The sequence below is a fragment of the Roseicyclus marinus genome (assembly GCF_030163795.1).
In the GTDB taxonomy this organism is placed as follows: domain Bacteria; phylum Pseudomonadota; class Alphaproteobacteria; order Rhodobacterales; family Rhodobacteraceae; genus Roseicyclus; species Roseicyclus marinus.
Genome location: NZ_JASJOF010000007.1, coordinates 95,402 through 117,595, shown reverse-complemented (window position 1 = coordinate 117,595; position 22,194 = coordinate 95,402). Strand labels below are relative to the sequence as shown.

At 66.3% G+C, this 22,194-nt stretch carries 22 protein-coding genes; 11 read left to right on the top strand and 11 right to left on the bottom strand.

Annotated features, from left to right (window positions below; translation table 11 throughout):
• The first annotated feature begins 59 nt into the window (after positions 1-59).
• Complete coding sequence (locus QQK63_RS12400; protein ID WP_277824128.1) at positions 60-935, top strand: LysR family transcriptional regulator; 876 nt, start codon at positions 60-62, stop codon at positions 933-935.
• Between the two features lie 8 nt (positions 936-943).
• On the opposite strand, the gene bhcR is transcribed toward QQK63_RS12400, so the two are convergent.
• On the bottom strand, positions 944-1,792 hold the full coding sequence (gene bhcR / locus QQK63_RS12395; protein WP_277824130.1) for an HTH-type transcriptional regulator BhcR: 849 nt from the start codon (positions 1,790-1,792) through the stop codon (positions 944-946).
• A 171-nt stretch (positions 1,793-1,963) separates the two neighbouring features.
• On the opposite strand from bhcR, the gene bhcA reads away from it, so the two are divergent.
• The 4 genes from bhcA (at position 1,964) to bhcD (ending at position 6,395) form a co-directional block, all read left to right on the top strand.
• Entirely contained in the window at positions 1,964-3,154 is a 1,191-nt protein-coding gene (gene bhcA, locus QQK63_RS12390) for an L-aspartate--glyoxylate aminotransferase BhcA (RefSeq protein ID WP_277824132.1), read from the top strand.
• A gap of 10 nt (positions 3,155-3,164) precedes the next feature.
• Complete coding sequence (gene bhcB, locus QQK63_RS12385; RefSeq protein WP_277824134.1) at positions 3,165-4,130, top strand: beta-hydroxyaspartate dehydratase BhcB; 966 nt, start codon at positions 3,165-3,167, stop codon at positions 4,128-4,130.
• 103 nt (positions 4,131-4,233) lie between these two features.
• On the top strand, positions 4,234-5,397 hold the full coding sequence (gene bhcC, locus QQK63_RS12380; protein ID WP_277824136.1) for a 3-hydroxy-D-aspartate aldolase BhcC: 1,164 nt from the start codon (positions 4,234-4,236) through the stop codon (positions 5,395-5,397).
• Between the two features lie 32 nt (positions 5,398-5,429).
• Entirely contained in the window at positions 5,430-6,395 is a 966-nt protein-coding gene (gene bhcD, locus QQK63_RS12375; RefSeq protein WP_277825895.1) for an iminosuccinate reductase BhcD, read from the top strand.
• A gap of 129 nt (positions 6,396-6,524) precedes the next feature.
• On the opposite strand, the gene QQK63_RS12370 is transcribed toward bhcD, so the two are convergent.
• Positions 6,525-6,974, bottom strand: a complete 450-nt coding sequence (locus tag QQK63_RS12370) for a nucleoside deaminase (protein ID WP_277824138.1) — start codon at positions 6,972-6,974, stop codon at positions 6,525-6,527.
• Here QQK63_RS12370 and QQK63_RS12365 point away from each other — a divergent pair.
• A complete protein-coding gene (locus tag QQK63_RS12365; RefSeq protein WP_377133482.1) occupies positions 6,973-7,854 on the top strand; it encodes a pseudouridine synthase in 882 nt (293 codons plus the stop codon). The two genes, QQK63_RS12370 and QQK63_RS12365, sit on opposite strands and share 2 nt — an antisense overlap.
• On the opposite strand, the gene QQK63_RS12360 is transcribed toward QQK63_RS12365, so the two are convergent.
• Genes QQK63_RS12360 through ftsY form a run of 3 tightly spaced genes read right to left on the bottom strand, consistent with a single transcriptional unit; the run spans position 7,808 to position 10,535 of the window.
• Positions 7,808-8,440 carry an inner membrane-spanning protein YciB gene (locus QQK63_RS12360; protein WP_277824140.1) on the bottom strand — a complete coding sequence of 211 codons (633 nt, stop codon included), beginning with the start codon at positions 8,438-8,440 and terminating at the stop codon, positions 7,808-7,810. The two genes, QQK63_RS12365 and QQK63_RS12360, sit on opposite strands and share 47 nt — an antisense overlap.
• Before the next feature lie 11 nt (positions 8,441-8,451).
• Entirely contained in the window at positions 8,452-9,354 is a 903-nt protein-coding gene (locus QQK63_RS12355) for an EamA family transporter (RefSeq protein WP_277824142.1), read from the bottom strand.
• Between the two features lie 32 nt (positions 9,355-9,386).
• Positions 9,387-10,535 carry a signal recognition particle-docking protein FtsY gene (gene ftsY, locus QQK63_RS12350; protein WP_277824144.1) on the bottom strand — a complete coding sequence of 383 codons (1,149 nt, stop codon included), beginning with the start codon at positions 10,533-10,535 and terminating at the stop codon, positions 9,387-9,389.
• Between the two features lie 130 nt (positions 10,536-10,665).
• Between ftsY and QQK63_RS12345 the strand changes: the two genes are divergently transcribed.
• Positions 10,666-11,781 (top strand): alkane 1-monooxygenase, encoded by a 1,116-nt coding sequence (locus QQK63_RS12345; RefSeq protein WP_277824146.1) that lies wholly within the window; start codon positions 10,666-10,668, stop codon positions 11,779-11,781.
• Between the two features lie 61 nt (positions 11,782-11,842).
• Here QQK63_RS12345 and QQK63_RS12340 read toward each other — a convergent pair whose 3' ends face one another.
• The 6 genes from QQK63_RS12340 to QQK63_RS12315 form a co-directional block, all read right to left on the bottom strand.
• A complete protein-coding gene (locus QQK63_RS12340; RefSeq protein WP_277824148.1) occupies positions 11,843-12,682 on the bottom strand; it encodes an ATP-binding protein in 840 nt (279 codons plus the stop codon).
• Positions 12,683-12,687: 5 nt separating this feature from the next.
• Positions 12,688-13,554, bottom strand: coding sequence for a twin-arginine translocase subunit TatC (gene tatC, locus QQK63_RS12335; RefSeq protein WP_277824150.1), 867 nt, complete (start codon positions 13,552-13,554; stop codon positions 12,688-12,690).
• Positions 13,551-14,084: a Sec-independent protein translocase protein TatB gene (gene tatB, locus QQK63_RS12330; RefSeq protein WP_277824152.1), complete on the bottom strand. Its 534-nt coding sequence runs from the start codon at positions 14,082-14,084 to the stop codon at positions 13,551-13,553. The genes tatC and tatB overlap by 4 nt, the downstream gene beginning before the upstream one ends.
• 102 nt (positions 14,085-14,186) lie before the next feature.
• Positions 14,187-14,420, bottom strand: coding sequence for a twin-arginine translocase TatA/TatE family subunit (locus QQK63_RS12325; protein ID WP_277824154.1), 234 nt, complete (start codon positions 14,418-14,420; stop codon positions 14,187-14,189).
• 128 nt (positions 14,421-14,548) lie between these two features.
• Positions 14,549-15,631 carry an ABC transporter ATP-binding protein gene (locus tag QQK63_RS12320; RefSeq protein ID WP_277824156.1) on the bottom strand — a complete coding sequence of 361 codons (1,083 nt, stop codon included), beginning with the start codon at positions 15,629-15,631 and terminating at the stop codon, positions 14,549-14,551.
• 79 nt (positions 15,632-15,710) lie between these two features.
• The gene (locus QQK63_RS12315; protein ID WP_277824158.1) at positions 15,711-16,490 is read right to left on the bottom strand and encodes an SDR family oxidoreductase; all 780 of its coding nucleotides are present in this window, start codon (positions 16,488-16,490) and stop codon (positions 15,711-15,713) included.
• Between the two features lie 126 nt (positions 16,491-16,616).
• On the opposite strand from QQK63_RS12315, the gene QQK63_RS12310 reads away from it, so the two are divergent.
• From QQK63_RS12310 to QQK63_RS12295, 4 genes are all read left to right on the top strand, one after another.
• Positions 16,617-17,624 carry a Hint domain-containing protein gene (locus QQK63_RS12310; protein ID WP_277824160.1) on the top strand — a complete coding sequence of 336 codons (1,008 nt, stop codon included), beginning with the start codon at positions 16,617-16,619 and terminating at the stop codon, positions 17,622-17,624.
• A gap of 166 nt (positions 17,625-17,790) precedes the next feature.
• Complete coding sequence (locus QQK63_RS12305) at positions 17,791-19,401, top strand: peptide chain release factor 3 (protein ID WP_277824162.1); 1,611 nt, start codon at positions 17,791-17,793, stop codon at positions 19,399-19,401.
• 146 nt (positions 19,402-19,547) lie between these two features.
• Positions 19,548-20,168: a hypothetical protein gene (locus QQK63_RS12300; protein WP_277824164.1), complete on the top strand. Its 621-nt coding sequence runs from the start codon at positions 19,548-19,550 to the stop codon at positions 20,166-20,168.
• 269 nt (positions 20,169-20,437) lie between these two features.
• A complete protein-coding gene (locus tag QQK63_RS12295; RefSeq protein ID WP_277824166.1) occupies positions 20,438-22,147 on the top strand; it encodes a DEAD/DEAH box helicase in 1,710 nt (569 codons plus the stop codon).
• The last annotated feature ends 47 nt before the right edge of the window (positions 22,148-22,194 follow it).

Genomic DNA, 22,194 nt, shown 5'->3' with positions numbered 1-22,194 from the left:
CTGCCGTTAATTTGGCCCCGGAGTGGTGCAATTTTTGCATCACGCCTCGGGGGTCGCTGATGCGCCATCTCAAGATCTACCGCACGATCCGGCTCATCCAGCGCACCGGATCCATCCGCAAGGCGGCCGAGATCCTGTCGATCTCGCCCTCTGCCCTCAACCGCTCCGTGCAAAGCTTCGAGGAAGAACTGGGCCTGCCCGTCTTCGACCGCGTTCCGGGCGGCGTGCGCCTGACCATGGCGGGGGAATTGCTGCTCGACCTTCTGGATCGCCACCTCGTGGCCTTCGACGACCTGCGCGCGCAACTGGGCCACCTGCGTGAGGGCGTCAGCGGCACCCTCTCCATCGGCCTTGGCGCCGACATAGGCGCGGGTGTTGTCCTACAGGCCGTGCGCGCCTTCGAAGATGCCTTTCCCGGCGTCTCCGTCACCCTCATGACCGACGACACGACACAGCCCCTGCACAGGCGCGAGGTGGATCTGGCGATCTTGACCAATCCCGAAACCGATGATGCGGTCGAGGTGGTCCATGCCCTCCGCATCCCCATCACCGCCCATTGCGCCCAGACGGAGGATGCGCCGCCAAAAACCCTGTGGGACATGGTGGATCACCGCCTGCTCCTGCCGCCCCTGCCCACCGGCACCCGCACCGTCTTCAGCCATGCGCTGCGCCGCCACCGGCTTGACCCGGGCACCACCACCACGCTGGCCGCGGCGCAGGTCGCAAGCCTTCTGTCACACCCCGGCCGGATCGCCGTCTTTCCCGAAACCGTTTTTCTGGGCGATGCGCCTGCCACCCTGCGCCTGCCCGTCGCCTTGGGCGATGTGCAGATCTGTGTCCTGCGCGCGGCGCGCGTGCCGCTGATCCGCCCGGCCCAGACCTTTCTCACCATCTTGCAACGCAGTCTCGACGCCGCGCTGCCTGCCCCGGTCTAGACCGCGCCTCAGCCCCGCGCCTCAGCGCCCAGCGCCGCCGACAGATCCGCCGCAGCCCGCGCCACCGCCTCGGCCAGCCTTGGCGTCTCGCGCACCGAAACCCGGCTCACCGGCCCCGACACAGACAGCCCCGCCACCGCCTCCCCGGTCCAGTCGAACACGGCCGCCGCGATGCAGCGCATCCCCTCGTTCTTCTCCTCGTCGTCGATGGCATAGCCCCTCGCCCGCGTTTCCTGCAGATCGGCGCGCAGATCGGCGGGATCGGTCAGCGTCCGCGACGTGAACCGGTCCAAGGGTGCGGTGGCGATATAGCGCGACAGCCGGTCATCGGTCATCTGCGCGAGCAGCGCCTTCCCGATCCCCGAGGCATGCATCGGTGACAGCGTGCCGGGCGGAAAGAACGCCCGGATCGAGGCATGGCTTTCAACCTGGCTCACGAACAGCACATGCGCCTCCCGCGCGATGCCGAGGTTCGCGGTTTCCCCCGTGGCCTCCATCAGCTTGCGCAGGATCGGCCGCGCCCGGTCCACCACGGATGTCCGCCGCAGATACCGCGCCCCGATCAGAAAGGCGCGCGGCCCGATATGCCACAGCTGCGCCCCCGCCTCGAATTCCACCAACCCCCGCGCCTCCAGCGTGGTCAGGATGCGATAGGTCGTGGCGGGCGACTGGTCGGTGTCGGCGGCCAGTTCCGACAGGGTCGCGCCGGGCATGGCCGACAGATGCTCGAACACCGCCATGGCCCGATCCAGAGATTTGATCGTGTTCTGGTCGGTCTTGTCGTCCCACGCCTTGGGCCGCCCGCGGGCGCGCTGGCCCCCGGAGCGGGCGGATTCGGCGGCTTGATCGTCACGCATCTGACCCTCGCTGCAGTGCAGTGAAAAACTCTTTCACCATATGAAAAAATATAAACCACTGAAAAATATTACAATACCTTCACGCTACCATTTTTGAAAAACCTTTTCAAAAAAATTGTGCGCTGGATGCGCAAGCCCTACCTTCCTGTCAAGAGATGAGGAGAGACCCTGATGAGCCTGCAAAACCCGGTCTTCATTCCCGGCCCGACCAACATGCCCGAAAGCTTGCGCCGGGCCTGCGACATGCCGACGATCGACCACCGCTCCGACCTGTTCAAGGATATCCTCCACCCCGCCCGCAACGGGGTGAAGCGGGTGATCCGGTCGTCCGTGGCCGAGGTGTTCCTCTTCCCCTCCACCGGCACCGGCGGTTGGGAAACGGCCATCACCAACACGCTTTCGCCCGGCGACACCGTTCTGGCGGCGCGCAACGGCATGTTCTCCCAGAAATGGATCGACATGTGCCAGCGCCACGGCCTGACCGTCGAGATCGTCGAAACCCATTGGGGCGAGGGCATTCCCACCGCAAGGTTCGAGGAAATCCTCACCGCCGACACCACGCACAAGATCAAGGCCGTTCTCGCCACCCATAACGAGACCGCGACCGGCGTGCGCTCCGACATCGCCGCCGTCCGCCGCGCCATGGATGCGGCCAAGCACCCCGCACTTCTCTTCGTCGATGGCGTCAGCTCCATCGGTTCCATGCCCTTCGAATTCGACGGCTGGAAAATCGACGTCGCCGTGACCGGGTCGCAAAAGGGCTTCATGCTCCCCGCGGGCCTCGGCATCGCGGCCTTCTCGCCCAAGGCGATGGCTGCTGTGGAAACCGGCGGCCTGCCGCGCACCTATTTCGACATCCGCGACATGGTGAAGGGTTACGCCGTCAACGGCTATCCCTATACGCCCGCCGTGGGCCTCCTGAACGGGCTCAAGACCGCCTCCGACATGCTGATGGAAGAAGGTCTCGACAACGTCTTCGCCCGTCACACCCGCATCGCCTCGGGCGTGCGCGCCGCCGTCGCCGCCTGGGGGATGCCGCTTTGCGCCGTCCGGCCCGACCTCTATTCCGACACGGTCAGTGCGATCCGCACCCCTGAAGGCTTCGACGCAGGCCGCATCGTGACCCATGCCAGCAAGCGCTACGGCATGGCCTTCGGCGCAGGTCTCGGCCAGGTCGCGGGCAAGGTCTTCCGCATCGGCCATCTGGGCAGCCTCACCGACTCGATGATGCTCTCGGGCCTGGCCACGGTCGAAATGGTCATGGCCGATCTCGGCCTCGACATTCGCCTCGGCTCGGGCGTTGCCGCCGCACAAGAGGTCTATCGCTCCACCGCCGCGCCCGTCGCGCTGGCCGCCGAATAAGGGGAACATCATGAAAGACGCGATCGAGACCCATATCCCGACCTATGACGACGTGCTTGCCGCCCATGAGCGGATCAAACCCTACATCCACCGCACGCCCGTCCTGACCTCGCAATTCATGAACGAACTGACCGGCGCCGATCTGTTCTTCAAATGCGAAAACTTCCAAAAGGCCGGCGCCTTCAAGGTGCGCGGCGCGTCCAACGCCGTCTTCGGCCTGTCCGAGGAGATGGCGGCCAAAGGCGTGGCGACGCACAGCTCGGGCAATCACGCGCTGTCCCTGTCCTATGCCGCAGGGCGTCGTGGCATCCCCTGCCACGTGGTCATGCCCCGCACCGCCCCCGAGGCGAAAAAGGCCGCCGTGCGCGGCTATGGCGGCACGATCACCGAATGCGAACCCTCCACCACCTCGCGCGAGGCCGTCTTTGCCGAGGTTCACGCCCGCACCGGGGCAGATTTCGTCCATCCCTACAATGACCCCCGCGTCATCGCGGGACAGGCCACCTGCTCGCGCGAGCTGATGGAACAGGTCGAAGGCTTGGATGCCGTGATCGCCCCCATCGGCGGCGGCGGCATGGTCTCGGGCTGCTGCCTGACGCTGTCCAACATCGCGCCCCATGTGGAAATCTACGCCGCCGAACCCGAACAGGCCGATGACGCCTATCGCTCGTTCAAGGCGGGCCACATCATCGCCGATGACGCGCCCAACACCATCGCCGACGGGCTCAAGGTGCCGCTCAAGGAAAACACCTGGCATTTCGTGTCGCAGCACGTCACCGATATCCTGACCGCCAGTGAACAGGAAATCATCGACGCCATGCGGCTCACATGGGAACGGATGAAGATCGTGATGGAACCCTCCTGCGCGGTCCCGCTCGCCACGATCATCAAGAACCCCGACATCTTCCGCGGCAAGCGCGTCGGCGTGATCATCACCGGCGGCAATGTCGACTTGGGCAAGTTGCCCTGGATGTGAGGCAAAGGGTGGGCAGGATTGCCCACCAGTCCGGAACGCCCCGATCCGAACCTTCATAAGGTGGGCAAACCCCACCATTCCGCACAAACCCGGAGAGACCCCCATGAAAGACCACATCGATATCGAAACCCTCGAAGTCGGCTACGACATCCCCGCCCTGCCCGGCATGCCCGAGAACGAGATCCAGACGCCCTGCCTGATCCTCGACCTCGACGCGCTCGAGCGGAACATCAAGAAGATGGGCGATTACGCCAAGGCCCACGGGATGCGCCACCGGGTGCATGGCAAGATGCACAAATCCGTCGACGTGGCGAAACTCCAGGTCGAACTGGGCGGCGCCTGCGGCGTCTGCTGCCAAAAGGTGTCCGAGGCCGAGGTTTTCGCCCGTGGCGGCATCAAGGACGTGCTCGTCTCCAACCAGGTCCGCGAACCGGCCAAGATCGACCGCCTCGCCCGGATGCCGAAACTGGGCGCGCGCACCATCTGCTGTGTCGATGATCTCGCCAACGTGGCCGACCTGTCTGCCGCCGCGGTCAAGCACGGCACCCAGATCGAATGCCTCGTCGAAATCGACTGCGGCGCGGGCCGCTGCGGCGTGACCACCACCCCTGCCGTCGTCGAAATCGCCAAAGCCATCGACGCCGCCCCCGGCCTGAAATTCGCAGGCCTCCAGGCCTATCAGGGCGCGATGCAGCACATGGACAGCTACGAAGATCGCAAGGCCAAGATCGCCGTCGCGGTCGCCATGGTCAAAGACGCCGTGGACACTCTCAAGGCCGAAGGGCTGGAGTGCGACATCGTCGGCGGCGGCGGCACCGGCTCCTACTATTTCGAGAGCACCTCGGGCGTCTATAACGAGCTTCAGTGCGGCTCCTACGCCTTCATGGATGCCGATTACGGCCGCATCCTCGATCAAAACGGCAAGCGCATCGACCAGGGCGAATGGGAAAACGCGCTCTTCATCCTGACGAGCGTCATGTCCCACGCCAAGGCCGACAAGGCCATCGTCGACGCAGGGTTGAAGGCGCAATCGGTCGACAGCGGCCTGCCGGTCATCTTTGGGCGCACCGACGTGCAATACGTCAAATGTTCAGATGAACACGGCGTCGTCGCCGACCCCGAGGGCGTGCTGAAAGTGAACGACAAACTGCGCCTCGTGCCCGGCCATTGCGACCCCACCTGCAACGTCCACGATTGGTATGTCGGCGTGCGCGGCGGCAAGGTCGAGGTCGTCTGGCCCGTCTCGGCACGCGGCAAGGCGTATTGAGCATGGATGGCGGCAAATCCCCCGCCCATGAGCTGGCGATCATTCCCGAGGGGATGATCGCCGACCTCCTGACCCGGCAGGCCTCCTTCGACGCGGTGGAAAAGGTCTTTGCCGCCATGGCCTCGGGCGATGCGGTGAATTTCCCCGTGGTGCGCGAGGCGCTGGGCCACGAGGATGCGCTCTACGGCTTCAAGGGCGGCTTCGATGCGGTGGGCGGTGTTCTGGGCCTCAAGGCCGGTGGCTACTGGCCCCACAACCTGGAACGGCGCGGGCTGATCAACCACCAATCCACCGTCTTCCTCTTCGATCCCGACAGCGGCCGGGTCAAGGCGATGGTGGGCGGCAATCTCCTGACCGCACTCCGGACGGCCGCCGCCTCCTCCGTCTCGATCAAGCACCTGGCCCGGAAGGACTCCAAGGTGCTGGGCATGGTCGGCGCAGGCCATCAGGCGAAATTCCAGCTCCGTGCAGCCCTCGAAACCCACGCCTTCGACGAGGTCATCGGCTGGAACTACCACCCCGACATGCTGCCGGGCCTCGCCGCCGTGGCCGAGGAGATGGGCCTGCCCTTCCGCGCCGTGGACCTGCCGGGCCTCAAGGCGGCGGATGTGATCATCACCATCACCTCCAGCTTCGCCCCCTCGCTTCTGGCCGAGCATGTCTCGCCCGGCACGCACCTGGCCTGCATGGGCACGGACACCAAGGGCAAGCAGGAGGTGGAGGCCGCCCTTCTGGCGAAGGCCACCGTCTTCTGTGACGAGGTCGCCCAATCCGTCACGATCGGCGAGGCGCAACATGCCGTCGCCGCTGGCCTGATCGGCGCGGAGCGCGTCACCCCCATCGGCGCGGTGATCAACGGCACCCACAAGGGCCGCCGCACACCGGACGAGATCACGCTCTTCGACGGCACGGGCGTAGGCCTGCAGGATCTGGCCGTGGCCGATGCCATAGTGACAACCGCGCTGGCCCAAGGTCTGGCCACCGTCATCCCCATCTGACCCGTCCCGCCGGTGGCCCCTTGGGGAGCCTCCGGCGGGAGTTTTTCGGCCAAGATGAAGACAGGAGTCCCGCTTCATCTTGGCCCATAAACTCCGGGGGAGTCCGAAGGACGGGGGCAGAGCCCCCAACTACCTCCGCGCCGCGAAGAAGTCCTTCAGGAGTGCGGCCGCCTCCGCCTCCCCGATCCCACCATAGACTTCCGGCGTCCAATGCGCCTGCGGATGGTCGAAGACGCGCGGCCCCTGCGCCACGCCGCCCGATTTCGGGTCGGAGGCGCCGTAATACAGCCGCGACAGCCGCGCCGCCGCGATGGCCCCCGCGCAGGCCGGGCAGGGTTCCAGCGTCACCCAGAGATCGCAACCGGTCAGCCGCTCCGATCCCAGCACCCGGCACGCCTCCCGGATCGCCAGCATCTCGGCATGGGCGGTCGGATCGACCAATTCCCTCATCCGGTTGCGCGCCCGCGCGATCACGACGCCCTCGCGCACCACGACCGCGCCCACCGGCACCTCGCCCGCCTCGGCCGCCGCCCGCGCCTCCTCCAGCGCCGCATCCATGAATGAGGTGAAACCGCCCATGCCCCGTGATCCCGCCTTTCGCTTTGCCTGTCAAACCGCTATGCGGGCGGACATGTCAGACCCCGAACGCATCGCCAAACGTCTCAGCCGCGCCGGCATCGCCTCCCGCCGCGAGGCGGAGCGCATGATCGCTGAGGGCCGCGTCACCGTGAACGGCTCGATCATCGACAGCCCCGCCCTGAACGTGACCGAGCGCGACCAGATCACCGTCGACGGCAAACCCGTGGCCGAGGCCGAACGCCCGCGCCTCTGGCTCTACCACAAGCCCACGGGCCTCGTGACCACGGCCAAGGATGAAAAGGGCCGCGAGACGGTTTTCGACAAGCTCCCCGAGGATATGCCGCGCGTGATGAGCGTCGGCCGCCTCGACCTCAATTCCGAGGGGCTGCTGCTTCTGACCAATGATGGCGGCATCAAGCGCAAGCTCGAACTGCCCGCGACCGGCTGGCTCCGCAAATACCGCGTGCGGGTCAAGGGCGCGCCGACCGAAGCCACGCTCGAGCCGCTGCGCAAGGGCCTCGTGATCGAGGGCGAGCGGTTCCAGGGGATGGAGGCCACGCTCGACCGCCAGCAGGGCGCCAATGCCTGGCTCACCATCGGCCTGCGCGAGGGCAAGAACCGCGAGATCCGTCGCGCCATGGCCGAGATCGGGCTGGAGGTGAACCGCCTCATCCGCATCTCCTACGGCCCGTTCCGGCTCGGCACGCTCAAACCGGGCGAGGTGGAAGAGATCAAGCCCCGCGTCCTGCGCGACCAACTGGGGATCGAAGCCGCCGTCGAAGGCCATGCCGTCGCCAAGGACAAGCCCAAGCGCCCGCCGGTGCGCAAGAAATCTACGCCCCGTCCCCTCGACCGCCCCGGTCGTCCGTCCCGGCGCTGAGGCTCTCGCGCTCCAGCAGTTTCGCCTGCAGCATGAAGGCCGCAAACAAGAAGGCGGGCAGGCCGAAGGTCTCGAACGTCACCCAGAACTCCGTCGATTGTGTGCGCCAGACGATTTCATTGGCCACCGCCATCACCGCAAAGGCCAGCGCGATCCGCCGCGACAGGATCAGCCAGCCGCGATCCGTCATCGGCAGCATCTCTCCCATCAAGACCTTGAGCCAGCCCTGCCCGCGCAAAAGCCCGATCCCGAGCGTCACGGCAAAGAACCCGTAGACCAGCGTCGTCTTCATCTTGAAGAACCGCTCGTCATTGAGCCAGACGGTCAGCCCGCCGAAGACCACCACCATCACGGCGGTGAAAACCTGCAGCCGGCTGATCTTGCCCGTCAGTTTCCACAGCACCGCCATGGACAGGAGCAACAGCGGCACGAACCCCGCGGTGACCAGGATGAACCCGTCGTAATCCCGCCCCCCGATGGTCCAAGTCACGTCCTGAAATCGCGTATAGGCGAGGAAGAACAGGATCGGCGGACCCAGCTCCAGCGCCTGCCTGAGCCAGGGGTTCACGCGTCGTTCCATCTGCATCGGCGGTCCTTTCATCGACCCACCTGAACTATCACCGCCCCTGCCGCGATCAACCCCATCAGCGCCAGCCGCCGCGGCCCCACCTTTTCGCCCAGCACCAGCCAGCCGATCAGCGCGGCAAAAACGGTCGAGGTTTCGCGCAACACCGCCGCCTGCCCCACCTGGTCAAGCCGCGTGGCCAGCATGATCGATCCGAAACTGGCGAAGGCGACAAGGCCCCCGAACACGCCGCGCAGCGCCAAGGGCCCGATGGGCGGCTTCTCGGCCAATCCGCGCCAGAACCGCAGCGCAAGAAAGGGAAAAAGCAGCCCGTCGATGAAGAAAAACCACGCCAGAAAGGTAAAGGGATCGGCCGTCGCCCGGATCGCATAGGCGTCATAGGTCGTGTAAAGCGCCACGAAAAGGCCGGTCAGAACCGCGAACCACAAGGCCGGCACCAGCGTCTCGCGGTCGAGCGTGACATGGATCATGTTGTAGGCGGCCAGCCCGTACAGCCCCGCCAGCAATACCGCCACGCCCAGCCATTGCAGCGGCGTGAAGATCTCTCCGAACACCAGCCATGCGCCAAGGATGGCGAATAGAGGCCCCGTGCCCCGCATGACCGGGTAGACGACCGTATAGGCCCCGCGCCGGTAACTGGCGAGCGTCGCCCATTTGTAGAAGGCATGGATGACGAAGGCGCCCGCAAAGATCGGCCACATATGCGGCTCGGGCCAAGGCACGACGAAAAAGGCAAAGGGTGCCGCCATCAGACCATAGCAGGCGTCGATCGCACCCCGCGCCAGAAGCGGATCATGCCGCCCCTTTTGCAGCGCGCCGAAAATCGCGTGCAACACCGCCGCCATCAGGGCCAGCATCGTGGCCCAGCCGCCCGCCGCCGCCGTCCCCTCGATCGAGGCGATCCACGCGCTCATGTCGGTTCACTCACAGCGGCTGTGGACAGGGGTCAGGATTGGTCAAGACCGACCAGCGCATTGGCGAAATCCTCGGGGTCGAAAGGTTGCAGATCATCAATCTGCTCGCCCACCCCGATAGCATGGATCGGCAGGCCGAACTTGTCGGCCAGCGCCACCAGCACACCGCCCTTGGCCGTGCCGTCGAGCTTGGTCATCACCAGGCCCGAGACATCGGCCAGCTTCTGGAAGGTCTCGACCTGGCTCAGCGCATTCTGGCCCGTGGTGGCGTCCAGCACGAGGATCGTGTTGTGCGGCGCATCCGGGTCCTTCTTGCGGATCACGCGCACGATCTTGGCCAGTTCCTCCATCAGATCGGCACGGTTCTGCAACCGGCCCGCCGTGTCGATCATCAACAGATCCGCCCCCTCGGCCTCGGCCCGGCCCATCGCGTCATAGGCAAGCGCCGCCGGGTCCGATCCTTCGGGTGCGGTCAGGACCGGCACACCGGCGCGGCTTCCCCAGACCTGCAATTGCTCCACCGCCGCCGCGCGGAACGTGTCGCCCGCCGCGATCACCACCGATTTGCCCGCCGCCTTGAACTGGCTGGCCAGCTTGCCGATGGTCGTGGTCTTGCCCGACCCGTTCACGCCGACGACCAGCACCACCTGCGGTTTCTTCGGATAGATCGGCAAGGGCCGCGCCACGGGTTCCATCACCCGGGCGATCTCGGCCGCCATCAGCCGCTTGATGTCGCTCGCCGACATCATCCGCCCATAGCGCCCCTCGGCCATGTTCGCGGTCACCCGCAGCGCGGTATCCACGCCCATATCGGCCGCGATCAGCAATTCCTCGAGGCTTTCGAGCATCTCGTCATCCAGCGCCCGGCGCGGCTCGGCGCTGCGCCCGACAAGGCGGCCAAGGAACCCGGGCTTGGGCGCTTGGAGCTCGGTGACGGTCTCGACACGGATCGGGACCGGCTCGGGCGTAGGCGCGGGCTTGGGCTGCTCCGCCGGCCGTGCCTCGGGTGCTGCGGCAGGCTTTTCCACCGGCGCTGGCGCTGACGCGGGCGGTAGCTCTTCCGGCTCTGGGGAAACGTCTTCCGCCGCCTGCGCCCCCTCCTCGATGATCGCGTCCAATCCCTCGTCGATCTTCGAGGATGACCGCAGCATCCGGTCCTTCAGTTTTTTGAAAAACGACATGGGCGGCCTTTCGCCTGCGATCACTCGCAATTGACCTAATACGGGCGGCCCGCGAAAGAAAGGCCATGGTTTTGCCCGAAATTCCTGTCAGGATGCCCAACAACCCCGATAGACCACCAAGATCTGTTCAATGCCAGTGATCGCTCGTTATGCGTTTATAACCCTCACCCCCGCGATGCTCATTGCCGTCGGGGCAACGCTCTGGCCGGGCGCGGGGCTTCTCGCGCTGCTCTGGCTCACGTTGATCGCGGCCGCGATGGACCGATTGCTCGATGCGCCCGTTGCCAACGATGGCGATCACGCGCCGTGGTCCGACAGGTTGGCCCTGACACTGGGCGGGGTCCACCTCGTTTTGGTGCCGCTCGTCCTTCTGACGCTCGACGATCCCGACCGCTCCGCCGCGCAAAAGATCGTGCTGTTTCTGGCCTTGGCCAGTTTTGCCGGACAGGTCAGTCACCCCAATGCCCATGAACTGATCCACCGCAAATCCGCGCTCCTGCGCGGTATCGGCGCGGCGGTCTATACTTCCGTCGGGTTCGGGCACCATGTCTCGGCCCACCGTCTCGTGCATCACGCCCATCTCGGCACGCCAGACGACCCCAACACCCCGCGCCCCGGCGAAAGCTTCTGGACCTATCTGCCGCGCGCCTGGCGCGGATCCTTCGCCGCCGGCCTCATCTGCGAATTCGCCAAGCTGGAACGGCGCGGCCGCCCGGCCAATGACCCCCGCAACCCCTACGCGATCTGGATCGGCGGCGCAGCGGTGTCCTTGGCGCTGGCGACGGGTTTCGTGGGCGCGATCGGGACGCTGGGCTGGGTCGTGCTGGTGCTTTTGTTCGGCGGGCAGGTGTTGATGTCCGACTACATCCAGCACTACGGGCTACAGCGCCTGACCCTTCCCAACGGACGGGTCGAACCCGTAGCCGCTCACCACAGCTGGAACGCGCCGCAGGGCTTCAGCAGCTACCTGATGCTCAACGCCCCCGCCCATTCCGAACATCACATGCACCCCGACCGGCCCTATGACCGGCTCGACCCGCAAGCCGATGTGCCGACCCTGCCCCATTCGATGCCGGTGATGGCCATGCTGGCGTTGGTCCCTTCGGCCTGGCGCCGGGTGATGGACCGCCGCGCGCGCGAGGTGATGAACCGCGCCGCCGCACGGATGGCCGCCCCCCGTCGCCCGCTGACGCAACCTCAAATCGCTCTGGCAGCCCGCGCAGAGGGCAACCGCGTCACGCACTGACGCGCAGAGGCAAACCGCGTCACGCACTGACGCGCGCCGGAACCGCACACCGCCCCGTCGCTCACAAGGCGACGCCGTGCCGTCCCGCCAAATCGGAGAAAAACTGCCACGCCACCCGGCCCGACCGCGACCCGCGCGTCGCCTGCCATTCGATGGCTTCCGCCACCACAACAGCCTTGTCCACCTGCACGCCATAGGCCGCGCAATAGCCCTCGATCATCGCAAGGTATTCGTCCTGCGAACAGGGATGGAACCCCAACCACAGCCCGAACCGGTCCGACAGCGATACCTTTTCCTCCACCGCCTCGGACGGGTTGATCGCGGTCGAACGTTCATTCTCGATCATGTCGCGCGGCATCAGGTGGCGACGGTTCGACGTTGCGTAAAAGATCACGTTGTCGGGCCGCCCCTCGACGCCGCCATCCAGCACCGCCTTCAGCGACTTGTAATGCTGGTCGTCATGCGAAAACGATAGGTCGTCGCAAAACAGGATAACCCGCACCGGCGCCGCGCGCAGCAAGGTCAACAAACGCCCGATCGTCCCCAGATCCTCGCGCTGCACCTCGACCAGCTTCAGATCGGGGGTCTCGGCCAGACAGGCGGCATGAACCGCCTTCACGAGCGAGGATTTCCCCATCCCCCGTGCGCCCCACAACAACGCGTTGTTCGCAGGCAGCCCGCGCGCGAACCGCGCCGTATTCTCGAGCAGCGTATCGCGCGACCGATCCACCCCATGCAGCAGCGACAGGTCCACCCGGTTCACCTTGGTCACCGGCGACAACCGGTCCGGCTCGGCATGCCAGACAAAGGCCGTGGCCGCCGTCCAATCCGGGGTGGGGGCGGGCGGGGGCGCGATACGCTCCAGCGCCGCCGCGATGCGCATCAGGGCCTCGTCGCTCATCGGCATCACAGCTCTTCGTCTTCGTCCAGAATGCCCTCGGCGCGCAGCTTGCGCAGGCGCGACCGCTCAACCATCCGCACGAGCACGATCGACACCTCGTACAGCCCGTAGACGACGGTAAACAGGATCAGCTGCGTCACCACGTCGGGCGGCGTCACCAGCGCGGCAAGGGTCAAGATGCCCACGACCGCCCATTTGCGCACATTGCCCAGCCCCGCCGCTGTCACCAACCCAGCCTTGCCCATCAGCGTCAGCAGGACCGGCAATTGGAAACACAGCCCGAAGGCAAAGATGAACTTCAACGCAAGGTCGAGGCTTTCCCGCACCGATCCCAGGAACACGGTCTGGATCCCGCCCTCCTGCGCCGCAGGCGCTTGGAACGTGCCATCCCCCGCGATCAGGTTGGCCAGCGCCGGGATCGCGTCCGAGAAGCCGATGAAGAAATTCATCGCCAAGGGCGTCACGACGTAATGCGCGAAAGACGCCCCCATCAGGAACAGGACCGGCGAGGCGACGAGGAAGGGCAAGATCGCCCCCTTCTCGGATTTGTAGAGACCGGGCGCCACGAACCGCCACAGCTGGTGCGCGATCACCGGGAAAGACACGGCAAAGCCCATGATGATCGAAATCCGCACGAGGACGAAAAACTTCTCCTGCGGGGCGGTAAAGATCAGCCGCGCATCCTCGCCGCGCGCGCGCAACACTTCGGCCAAGGGCTGCGAGATGAATTCGAGAATCGTCTCGGCCACGGTGAACATCGCCACCATGCCGACGACAAAGGCCAGAACCGCCCGGATCAGCCGGGTCCGCAACTCGGCCAGATGCTCGATCAACGGGGCCGAGCTGTCCTCGATCGGGTCTTGTGCGCTCATGATGGGTCGGATCCGCTGCGGGCAGGTTCCGCCGCCGCGCCGGTCCCGCTCTCGGGGGCGGGGGCGTCAACGGGGGCCTTGACCGCCGCCTTGGCGGCCGCGGTCTTGTCGGCGATGGTCTGGTCGATCTTGGCCTTGCGCAACGCCTCGGCCTCTTCCTTGCGGGCCTTGGCAGCGGCGGCCTTTTCCTCGGCCAGCTTCCGGCTCTGGCTGCCCTCGGGATACTTGCCGGGATCCAGCTCCAGATCGATGTCCAGATCGTCGCCGAACGTGTCCTTGAACGCGTTCATACCGGCCTTGCGCGGGTTGCTGGCGAAATTCGTCGCCTTGCGCAGATCGCGGTTCAGCTCGGTCATGCCGCTCTCGTCGGCGGCCTCGTCCATGGCGCGCTGGAAATCCTTGGCCATGGCCCGCACCCGGCCAGTGAACTGGCCGACCTTGCGGAACATCATCGGAAGATCCTTGGGCCCCACCACGATCAGCGCGACGATGCCGATCACCAGAAGCTCCATCCAGCCGATATCAGGCATCAGCGTCCCTATGCGCTAGGCGGCAGGCGGTCCCCGGTTGCACGCGGGGGCCGGGCCGCGATCAGAACCCGGCCCATGCCGGGCTCCGGTTCAAGCCCGGTCTCAGGCGTTATCGCGCTCGGCGCGGGGGGTCACGTCACGGGCCGCCGTGCCGTCTTCCGACGCGCTGGTCGAGGCATTCTCGATCTCGCTCGTCGAATCTTTCACGCCGCGCTTGAAGGCGGTGATGCCCTTGCCGACCTCGCCCATCAGGCCCGCGATCTTGCCGCGACCGAACAGGACAAGAACGACGATGGCGATCAGCAGCAGGCCCGCCGGTCCGATATTGTTGAGCATGGCTCTCTCCCTGACACAGCATCCGCGCCGATCCCGACGGCGCGCTTCGCTGGTTGCATTCCGGACTCCATAGGTAGGCGTTCCGCGCGCCAGATCAAAGCCCCAAAACGCAAGACACCCCGCGACGATCAGCGCCTTTTCGCAAAGACGAAACACCGGTCCCGCCGCACGGTCAGCCACAGCGGCGTGCCCGGCTTGGGCAAAAACACGGCCGGAACCGTCGCCTTCACGATGCCGCCGTCGAAATCCATCCGGAATTCCACAAGGCTCTCATGCCCCATGAACCGCGACCGCGCGACCACGCCACGCGCGGGCGTGCCGTCCTGCGGCGTCGGGTTGGGCCCCCGCCCGCCCCGGTCGAAATCGATCTTCACATGCTGCGGCCGGAACACGATCTCCACATCCGTGCCATCGGCATGGCCGGGCGCAAGGAACTGGCCAAAGGCCGTGTCGACCAAGGCGCCCTGAACCCGTCCCGCGATCACGTTGATATCGCTGAAAAAGGCCGCCGCCGCTTTGTCGCAGGGCGCGTTGTAGATGTTGTAGGGCGCGCCCTTCTGCACGATCTCGCCATCGCGCATCAGGGCAATCTGGTCGGCCATGCGCATCGCCTCTTCGGGCTCATGCGTGACCAGAACGACCGCCGTCCCCTCGTCCTTCAACAGCTGCAGGGTTTCGTCGCGGATCCCGTCGCGCAACCGGTTGTCGAGACCGGAAAACGGCTCATCCATCAGCATGATCCGCGGCCGTGGCGCCAAGGCGCGGGCCAGCGCCACACGCTGCTGCTCGCCACCCGACAACATGTGCGGCACCTTGTCGGCATAGCCGCCCAGATCGACCCGCTCCAGCAATTCTCCGACCCGCGCCCGCACCTCGGCGCGCGTACCGCGTAGCCCGAATGCGACGTTCTGCCCGACCGTCAGATGCGGAAACAGCGCGAAATCCTGAAAGATCAGGCCCACACCCCGCGCCTCGGGCGGCAAATGCGTCGCCCCGTCCGACAGGATCGCACCATCCGCGCGCACCGCGCCCCCGGTCTGCCGCTCGACGCCCGCGATCACCCGCAGCGTCGTGGATTTCCCGCACCCCGACGGACCCAAAAGGCACAGGATCTCCCCCGGCCCCACCGCAAAGGACACGTCGCGCACCACCTCGCGCCCGTCGAACCGACAGGTGACATGATCGACCTCAAGACGCGGGGCGTCAGCCATCAGGGAAATACCCGATCAATTCGCTCGGCGACCGGAGCTAACAGGCCCGCCCCGCCGGGGCAAGACAGACCCGCCCCGCTCAGATCGTCGCGCTCGTCTGCCCGCCATCCAGCAGGATGTTCTGCCCCACGATGAACCCCGCATGCTCAGAACACAGGAAGGCGCAGGTGTTGCCGAATTCCGTGATCGTCCCGTAGCGCCCCGAAGGAATGGACTTGCAGCGGATCTTGCGCGCTTCCTCCAACGACACGTCCTGCGCCTTGGCGACACCCTTCTCCAGTGCCACCGCGCGGTCGGTGTCATGCGATCCGGGCAACAGGTTGTTGATCGTGACCCCATGGCCCGCCACCTGCCGCGCCGTGCCCGCGACATAGCCGGTCAATCCCGTCCGCGCCGCGTTCGACAGGCCCAGCTGCGGGATCGGCGCCTTCACCGATTGCGAGGTGATGTTGACCACGCGGCCCCAACCGCGCTCGATCATGCCCGGCAAAAGCGCCGTCATCAGCGCTATGGGCGTCAGCATGTTGGCATCCAGCGCCTTGATGAAATCGTCCCGCGTCCAGTCCGACCACAATCCGGGCGGCGGCCCGCCCGCATTTGTGATCAGGACATCGACCGCGCCCGCGGCCTCCAGAACCCGCGCCCGGCCCGCCTCGTCCGTGATATCCGCGGCCACCGCCGTCACGCTCACGCCATATTCCGCGCGGATAGCCTCGGCCGTCGCCTCCAGCGCTTCCGCGCCACGGGCGTTCAGCACCAGATCCACTCCAGCCGCCGCCAATGCCTCGGCGCACCCGCGCCCCAACCCTTTCGACGACGCGCAGACCAATGCCCGCTTGCCCCTGATCCCAAGATCCATGCCCGATCTCTCCCCTGTTCGTTGCGGTTGGCCCCTCCTAGCAGCCACCGCATCCCGCTGCCAGCCTTGACCCCTCCCCCGCCGCGCACTACGCAAAAGATGCAGGCTTTGATCCAAAGATTTCCGATGACCGACCTGGCACCGCTTTGCCGTTTCACGATCTACCCGGCGCAGGCCCTGCGCGCGCTCACCGGCGCGAACGAAGGCGATCCGATCGGCCTCGGCGATGCCGCCCTGCCCGGCGACACCTACCGCCTGAACCGCGACGCGCGCCCTGCGCGGCTCGCGATCTGCGACCGGCCCGGCGGCGGCCAATGCGTCGCCACCGGCTCCGAGATCGGGCGGCCGGGCGATCCGCTCGCCATCGCCGATTGCCACCGCTTCATGGGTGCCAAGGGCCAGATGGTCGAGGTCCTCGTCCTGCGTCAGCACAGCGAAGCCGAGGGCACGCTGCTCCACCTCCTGCCGCTCTCGCCGCTCGAACCCGGCACCGAATACGATCTGATCGGCTCGGCCCGCGACAGCGCGCCGGAACGCTTCGCCGACATCGCCTCGGTCAGCTTCTTCGCAGGCACCCACCTGACGCTCGCGGATGGCGCGCAGGTCCGGGTCGAGGATCTGACCGTGGGCGACCGCGTGCTGACCCGCGACCATGGCCCCCGCCCGATCCGCTGGATCGGCCAACAGACCCGTCGCGCCACCGGTGCCGCCGCCCCGATCCGCATTGCGCAGGGCACGCTCAACGCCGCCCGCGACCTGCGCCTCTCGCCCCAGCACCGGCTCTTCATCTGGCAACGCCGCGACCGGCTCGGCACCGGCCGGTCCGAGGTGCTGGTCCGCGCCGAAATGCTGGTCAACGGCACCACCGTCACCCGCGAGGAAGGCGGCCATGTCGACAGCTACCAGATCCTCTTCGACAGCCACGAGATCATCTTTGCCGAAGGCATCGCCGTCGAAAGCCTGCTTGTCACCGCCGAAATCCGCGCCCGCCTGCCCGCAGACCTCGCAGACGCGCAAGCGACCCTCAGCCCCGGTGACGCGGCCCGCCTCGAGGTCGATGAAACCATCCTCGGCGACACCCTGCACGCCGCCGACCGCCTGACCCGCGCAAGCCGCGGGTACGATCAGGACTGACCCGCGCCAGCCGCGGGCACGACCAAGACTGACCCCCTTCATCTTGGCAAAAAACTCCGGGGGAGGCGCGCAAGGCGCGCCGGGGGCAGAACCCCCATACCCGCCTGTCGCCCGCGCCGCCGCAACCCCGATTGCCCCGACCCCGGCCCATCGCTATATCGCGCCCATGCTGGATCATGCCCAAACCAACCGCCCCGCCCTGCCGCCCGAAATCGCGCGGCGCAGGACCTTTGCCATCATCTCGCATCCCGATGCGGGCAAGACGACGCTGACCGAGAAATTCCTGCTCTTCGGCGGCGCGATCCAGATGGCGGGTCAAGTCCGCGCCAAGGGCGAGGCGCGCCGCACCCGTTCGGACTTCATGCAGATGGAAAAGGATCGCGGCATCTCGGTCTCGGCCTCGGCCATGTCCTTCGATTTCGACCGCTACCGCTTCAATCTCGTCGATACGCCCGGCCACAGCGATTTTTCCGAAGACACCTACCGGACGCTCACCGCCGTTGACGCCGCCGTCATGGTGATCGACGGGGCCAAGGGCGTCGAAAGCCAGACCCGCAAACTGTTCGAGGTCTGCCGGATGCGCGACCTGCCCATCCTGACCTTCTGCAACAAGATGGACCGCGAGGCGCGCGACACCTTCGAGATCATCGACGAGATCCAGGAAAACCTCGCCATCGACGTCACGCCCGCCTCTTGGCCCATCGGAATGGGGCGCGAGTTCATCGGCTGCTACGACATCCTCCACGACCGGCTCGACCTGATGGACCGCGCCGACCGCAACCGCGTGGCCCAAAGCATCCGCATCGACGGATTGGACGACCCCAAACTCGCCCAACACATTCCCGCCGACCTGCTGGCGAAACTGCGCGAAGACCTCGAGATGGCGCAGGCGCTCCTGCCCGCTTTCGACCGCGACCGCTTCCTCGAAGGGTCGATGACGCCCATCTGGTTCGGCTCCGCGATCAATTCCTTCGGCGTCAAGGAACTGATGGCCGGCATCGGCGAATTCGGGCCACCGCCCCAGCCGCAGCGCGCCGAACCACGCCAGGTCGCCCCCGAGGAACCCAAGGTCACGGGCTTCGTCTTCAAGGTGCAGGCCAACATGGACCCCAAGCACCGCGACCGCGTGGCCTTCGTCCGCCTCGCGTCGGGCCATTTCGAACGCGGCATGAAATTGCACCATGTCCGCGCGGGCAAACCCATGGCGGTGACCAATCCGGTCCTCTTCCTCGCCGCCGACCGCGAACTGGCCGAAGAGGCCTGGGCGGGCGACATCATCGGCATTCCCAACCACGGGCAACTCCGCATCGGCGACACCCTGACCGAGGGCGAGACGCTCAAGGTCACGGGCATCCCCTCCTTCGCGCCGGAATTGTTGCAAACCGCGCGCGCGGGCGACCCGATGAAGGCCAAGCACATGGAAAAGGCCCTGATGCAATTTGCCGAAGAAGGCGCGGCCAAGGTCTTCAAACCCATGATCGGCTCGGGCTTTGTCGTGGGCGTCGTGGGCGCCCTGCAATTCGAGGTTCTGGCCAGCCGGATCGAACTGGAATACGGCCTGCCCGTCCGGTTCGAGGGCTCGCAATTCACCTCCGCCCGCTGGGTCCACGGCCCGAAAGACGCGGTAGAGGCCTTCTCCGCCGCCAACAAGCAGCACATGGCCTCCGACAATGACGGCGACCCGGTCTATCTGACCCGCCTGCAATGGGACATCGACCGCGTGGCGCGCGACTATCCGCAGGTGCAGCTCTCCGCGACCAAGGAACTGATGGTCTGACATCCCCGCTGGCGGCAGGAAAACGCACGTTTTCCTGCCGGGAAACCCCGGGGTTTCCCGACGTTTTCCGCGCGGAAAACGCCGCCCTTGCCAGGGCTGCCCGCCGGGCGCACCCTGCTCCGCAGCAACCAGATGGTGCAGCCCGAATGCCCCTTCAGAACCGCGTCCTGCCCACGGGCGAGATCGTCACCGACCCCGCGCGGGGGCTTTTCACCGGCAACCGGGGCATTCTGCACACCCCCGACCAGAGACTCGGGCCCCGCCGCTGGACCCATCCCCATTGGCTGATCTGCACGCTCACCCATCCGCGCGGCACCTATCACGGCCCGATGCCCGACCGTCGCTGGACCGCGCTCTTCTTTCTCGACGAAGCCGTGGCGCTGGCAGCCGGTCATCGTCCCTGCGCCGAATGCCGCCGCGACGCCTTCACCCGGTTTCGCGCGGCTTGGGCCACCGCATTTGGCACCCTGCCCCGCGCGCCCCAGATCGACGCAAGGCTCCATCCCGTCCGCGTCTCCCGAACCCGTGCGCAGATCCGTCATCAGGCGGCGGCACGCGACCTGCCCGATGGCTGCTTTCTCCTCTTGCAGGGTCGCGCGCATCTGCTCTCGGGCGCGCACCTCCTCCCGTTCACGCCCTCGGGATACGGCGCGCCCTTCGACCGGCCCGAGGGGACGGTCACCGTGCTGACCCCACGCCCGACGCTCGCGGTGCTTGCCGCCGGATACCGGCCCCACCTGCACCCGACGGCGACGCCCACAGCCTGATCTTGCCAAAACCCTAGCGCAGAGGCGCGGCATTAACCCCGGATTCACACGCGCCCCGGCATTTTAAGCCTTCGGCAAGACATCGCTCGAGATCTCAACCATTTGGTCACCATTCTGCGCTCCGAAGGCGCGGTTTGACGGCACGGCGGTTTTCCCGTATGTGCCACCCATCCTCGCGATCCGCGCGTGGGCACGATCCGTGGGGCGCTACGGTCTTTGATGCGCTCCAACTCACCCCGCCGGGAGTGTCCCGGCCAGACTGGACGCATATGACGAGCTTTTCCGACCTCAACCTTAATCCCAAGGTTCTCAAGGCTGTAGCCGAAGCAGGCTACGAAACCCCCACCCCGATTCAGGCCGGCGCGATCCCCCATGCGCTCGAAGGGCGCGACGTTCTGGGCATCGCCCAGACCGGCACCGGCAAGACCGCCAGCTTCACGCTGCCGATGATCACCATCCTCGCCCGTGGCCGCGCCCGCGCCCGGATGCCGCGCAGCCTCGTGCTGTGCCCCACGCGCGAACTGGCCGCGCAGGTGGCGGAAAATTTCGACACCTATGCCAAATATGTCAAACTTACCAAGGCTTTGCTGATCGGCGGCGTCAGCTTCAAGGAACAAGATGCCCTGATCGACAAGGGCGTTGACGTGCTGATCGCGACCCCCGGTCGCCTGCTCGATCACTTCGAACGCGGCAAACTGATCCTGACCGACGTCAAGGTCATGGTCGTCGATGAAGCAGACCGGATGCTCGACATGGGCTTCATCCCTGATATCGAACGCATTTTCGGCCTCGTGCCCTTCACCCGGCAGACCTTTTTCTTCTCCGCCACCATGGCGCCCGAGATCGAGCGGATCACCAATACCTTCCTCTCGAACCCCGCAAGGATCGAAGTTGCACGGCAGGCCAGCGCGTCGGAAACCATCGAACAGCGTCTTCTGGAATTCCGCCCCTCGCGCCGCGACCGCGAAACCGCAGCCCGCGAAAAGCGCGAGATGTTGCGCGCCTCGATCCGGGTAGAGGGAGAGGCCTGCACCAACGCCATCATCTTCTGCAACCGCAAGATCGACGTGGATGTTGTCGCCAAGTCCTTGAAAAAGCATGGCCTGAACGCCGAGCCGATCCATGGCGACCTCGATCAGTCGCAGCGGATGCGCACGCTTGACGGTTTCCGCGAGGGGCGTGTGCGGTTCCTCGTCGCCTCGGACGTGGCCGCGCGCGGTCTCGACATTCCCAGCGTCAGCCATGTCTTCAACTACGATGTGCCCAGCCATGCCGAGGATTACGTCCACCGCATCGGCCGCACCGGTCGTGCCGGGCGCTCCGGTGTCGCCATATCGATCGCGGTTCCGGCCGACGACAAGTATCTGGCCGCAATCGAGAAATTGATCGAAACCACGATCCCCCGGACGCCCCTGCCGTGGAGCCCGGAGGAAGGCAGCGCCGAAGCGCGGCCGCGTCCGACCGAAGAGGCCGAAGCTGAGGACACCACCCGCAGCCGTGGCAGAAGCCGCAGCCGCAGCCGGTCCAAACCCGCCGCCGAACGCGCAGTCGAACCCGCAGCCGAGGCCCCGGCACCCGAGGCGGCAAAGCCCGAGGTCAAGGAACGTCCGCGCTCCGAGGATCGCCCACCGCGCGACCGCGACGACCGCCCGCAACGGGACCGGAACGATCGCAATGATCGCGGCAGCCGCGACCGGGGTGGCCGCGTGATTGGCATGGGCGATCATCTTCCCGATTTCATCGCGCTGAGCTTTGACGAACGCCGCGGCGGCCCGCCCCGCAGCTTCACCGAAGCCGAGGATGAAACCATCGAGGCCCCCGCAGAGGTGGTGACGGAGGTCGCTGAAAATACAGAAGAAAAGCCCAAGCGTAGCACACGCCGGGTGCGCAAACCCCGCAGCAGCACCAAGCCTTCGGCAGAAGGTGAGGCGGCACCGGACACCGCGTCCGACGCAGGCGCGGCAAGCGACGCGGTCTGATCCGACCCGAAGGGCGAAACGAAAAAACCCGGCCAATTGGCCGGGTT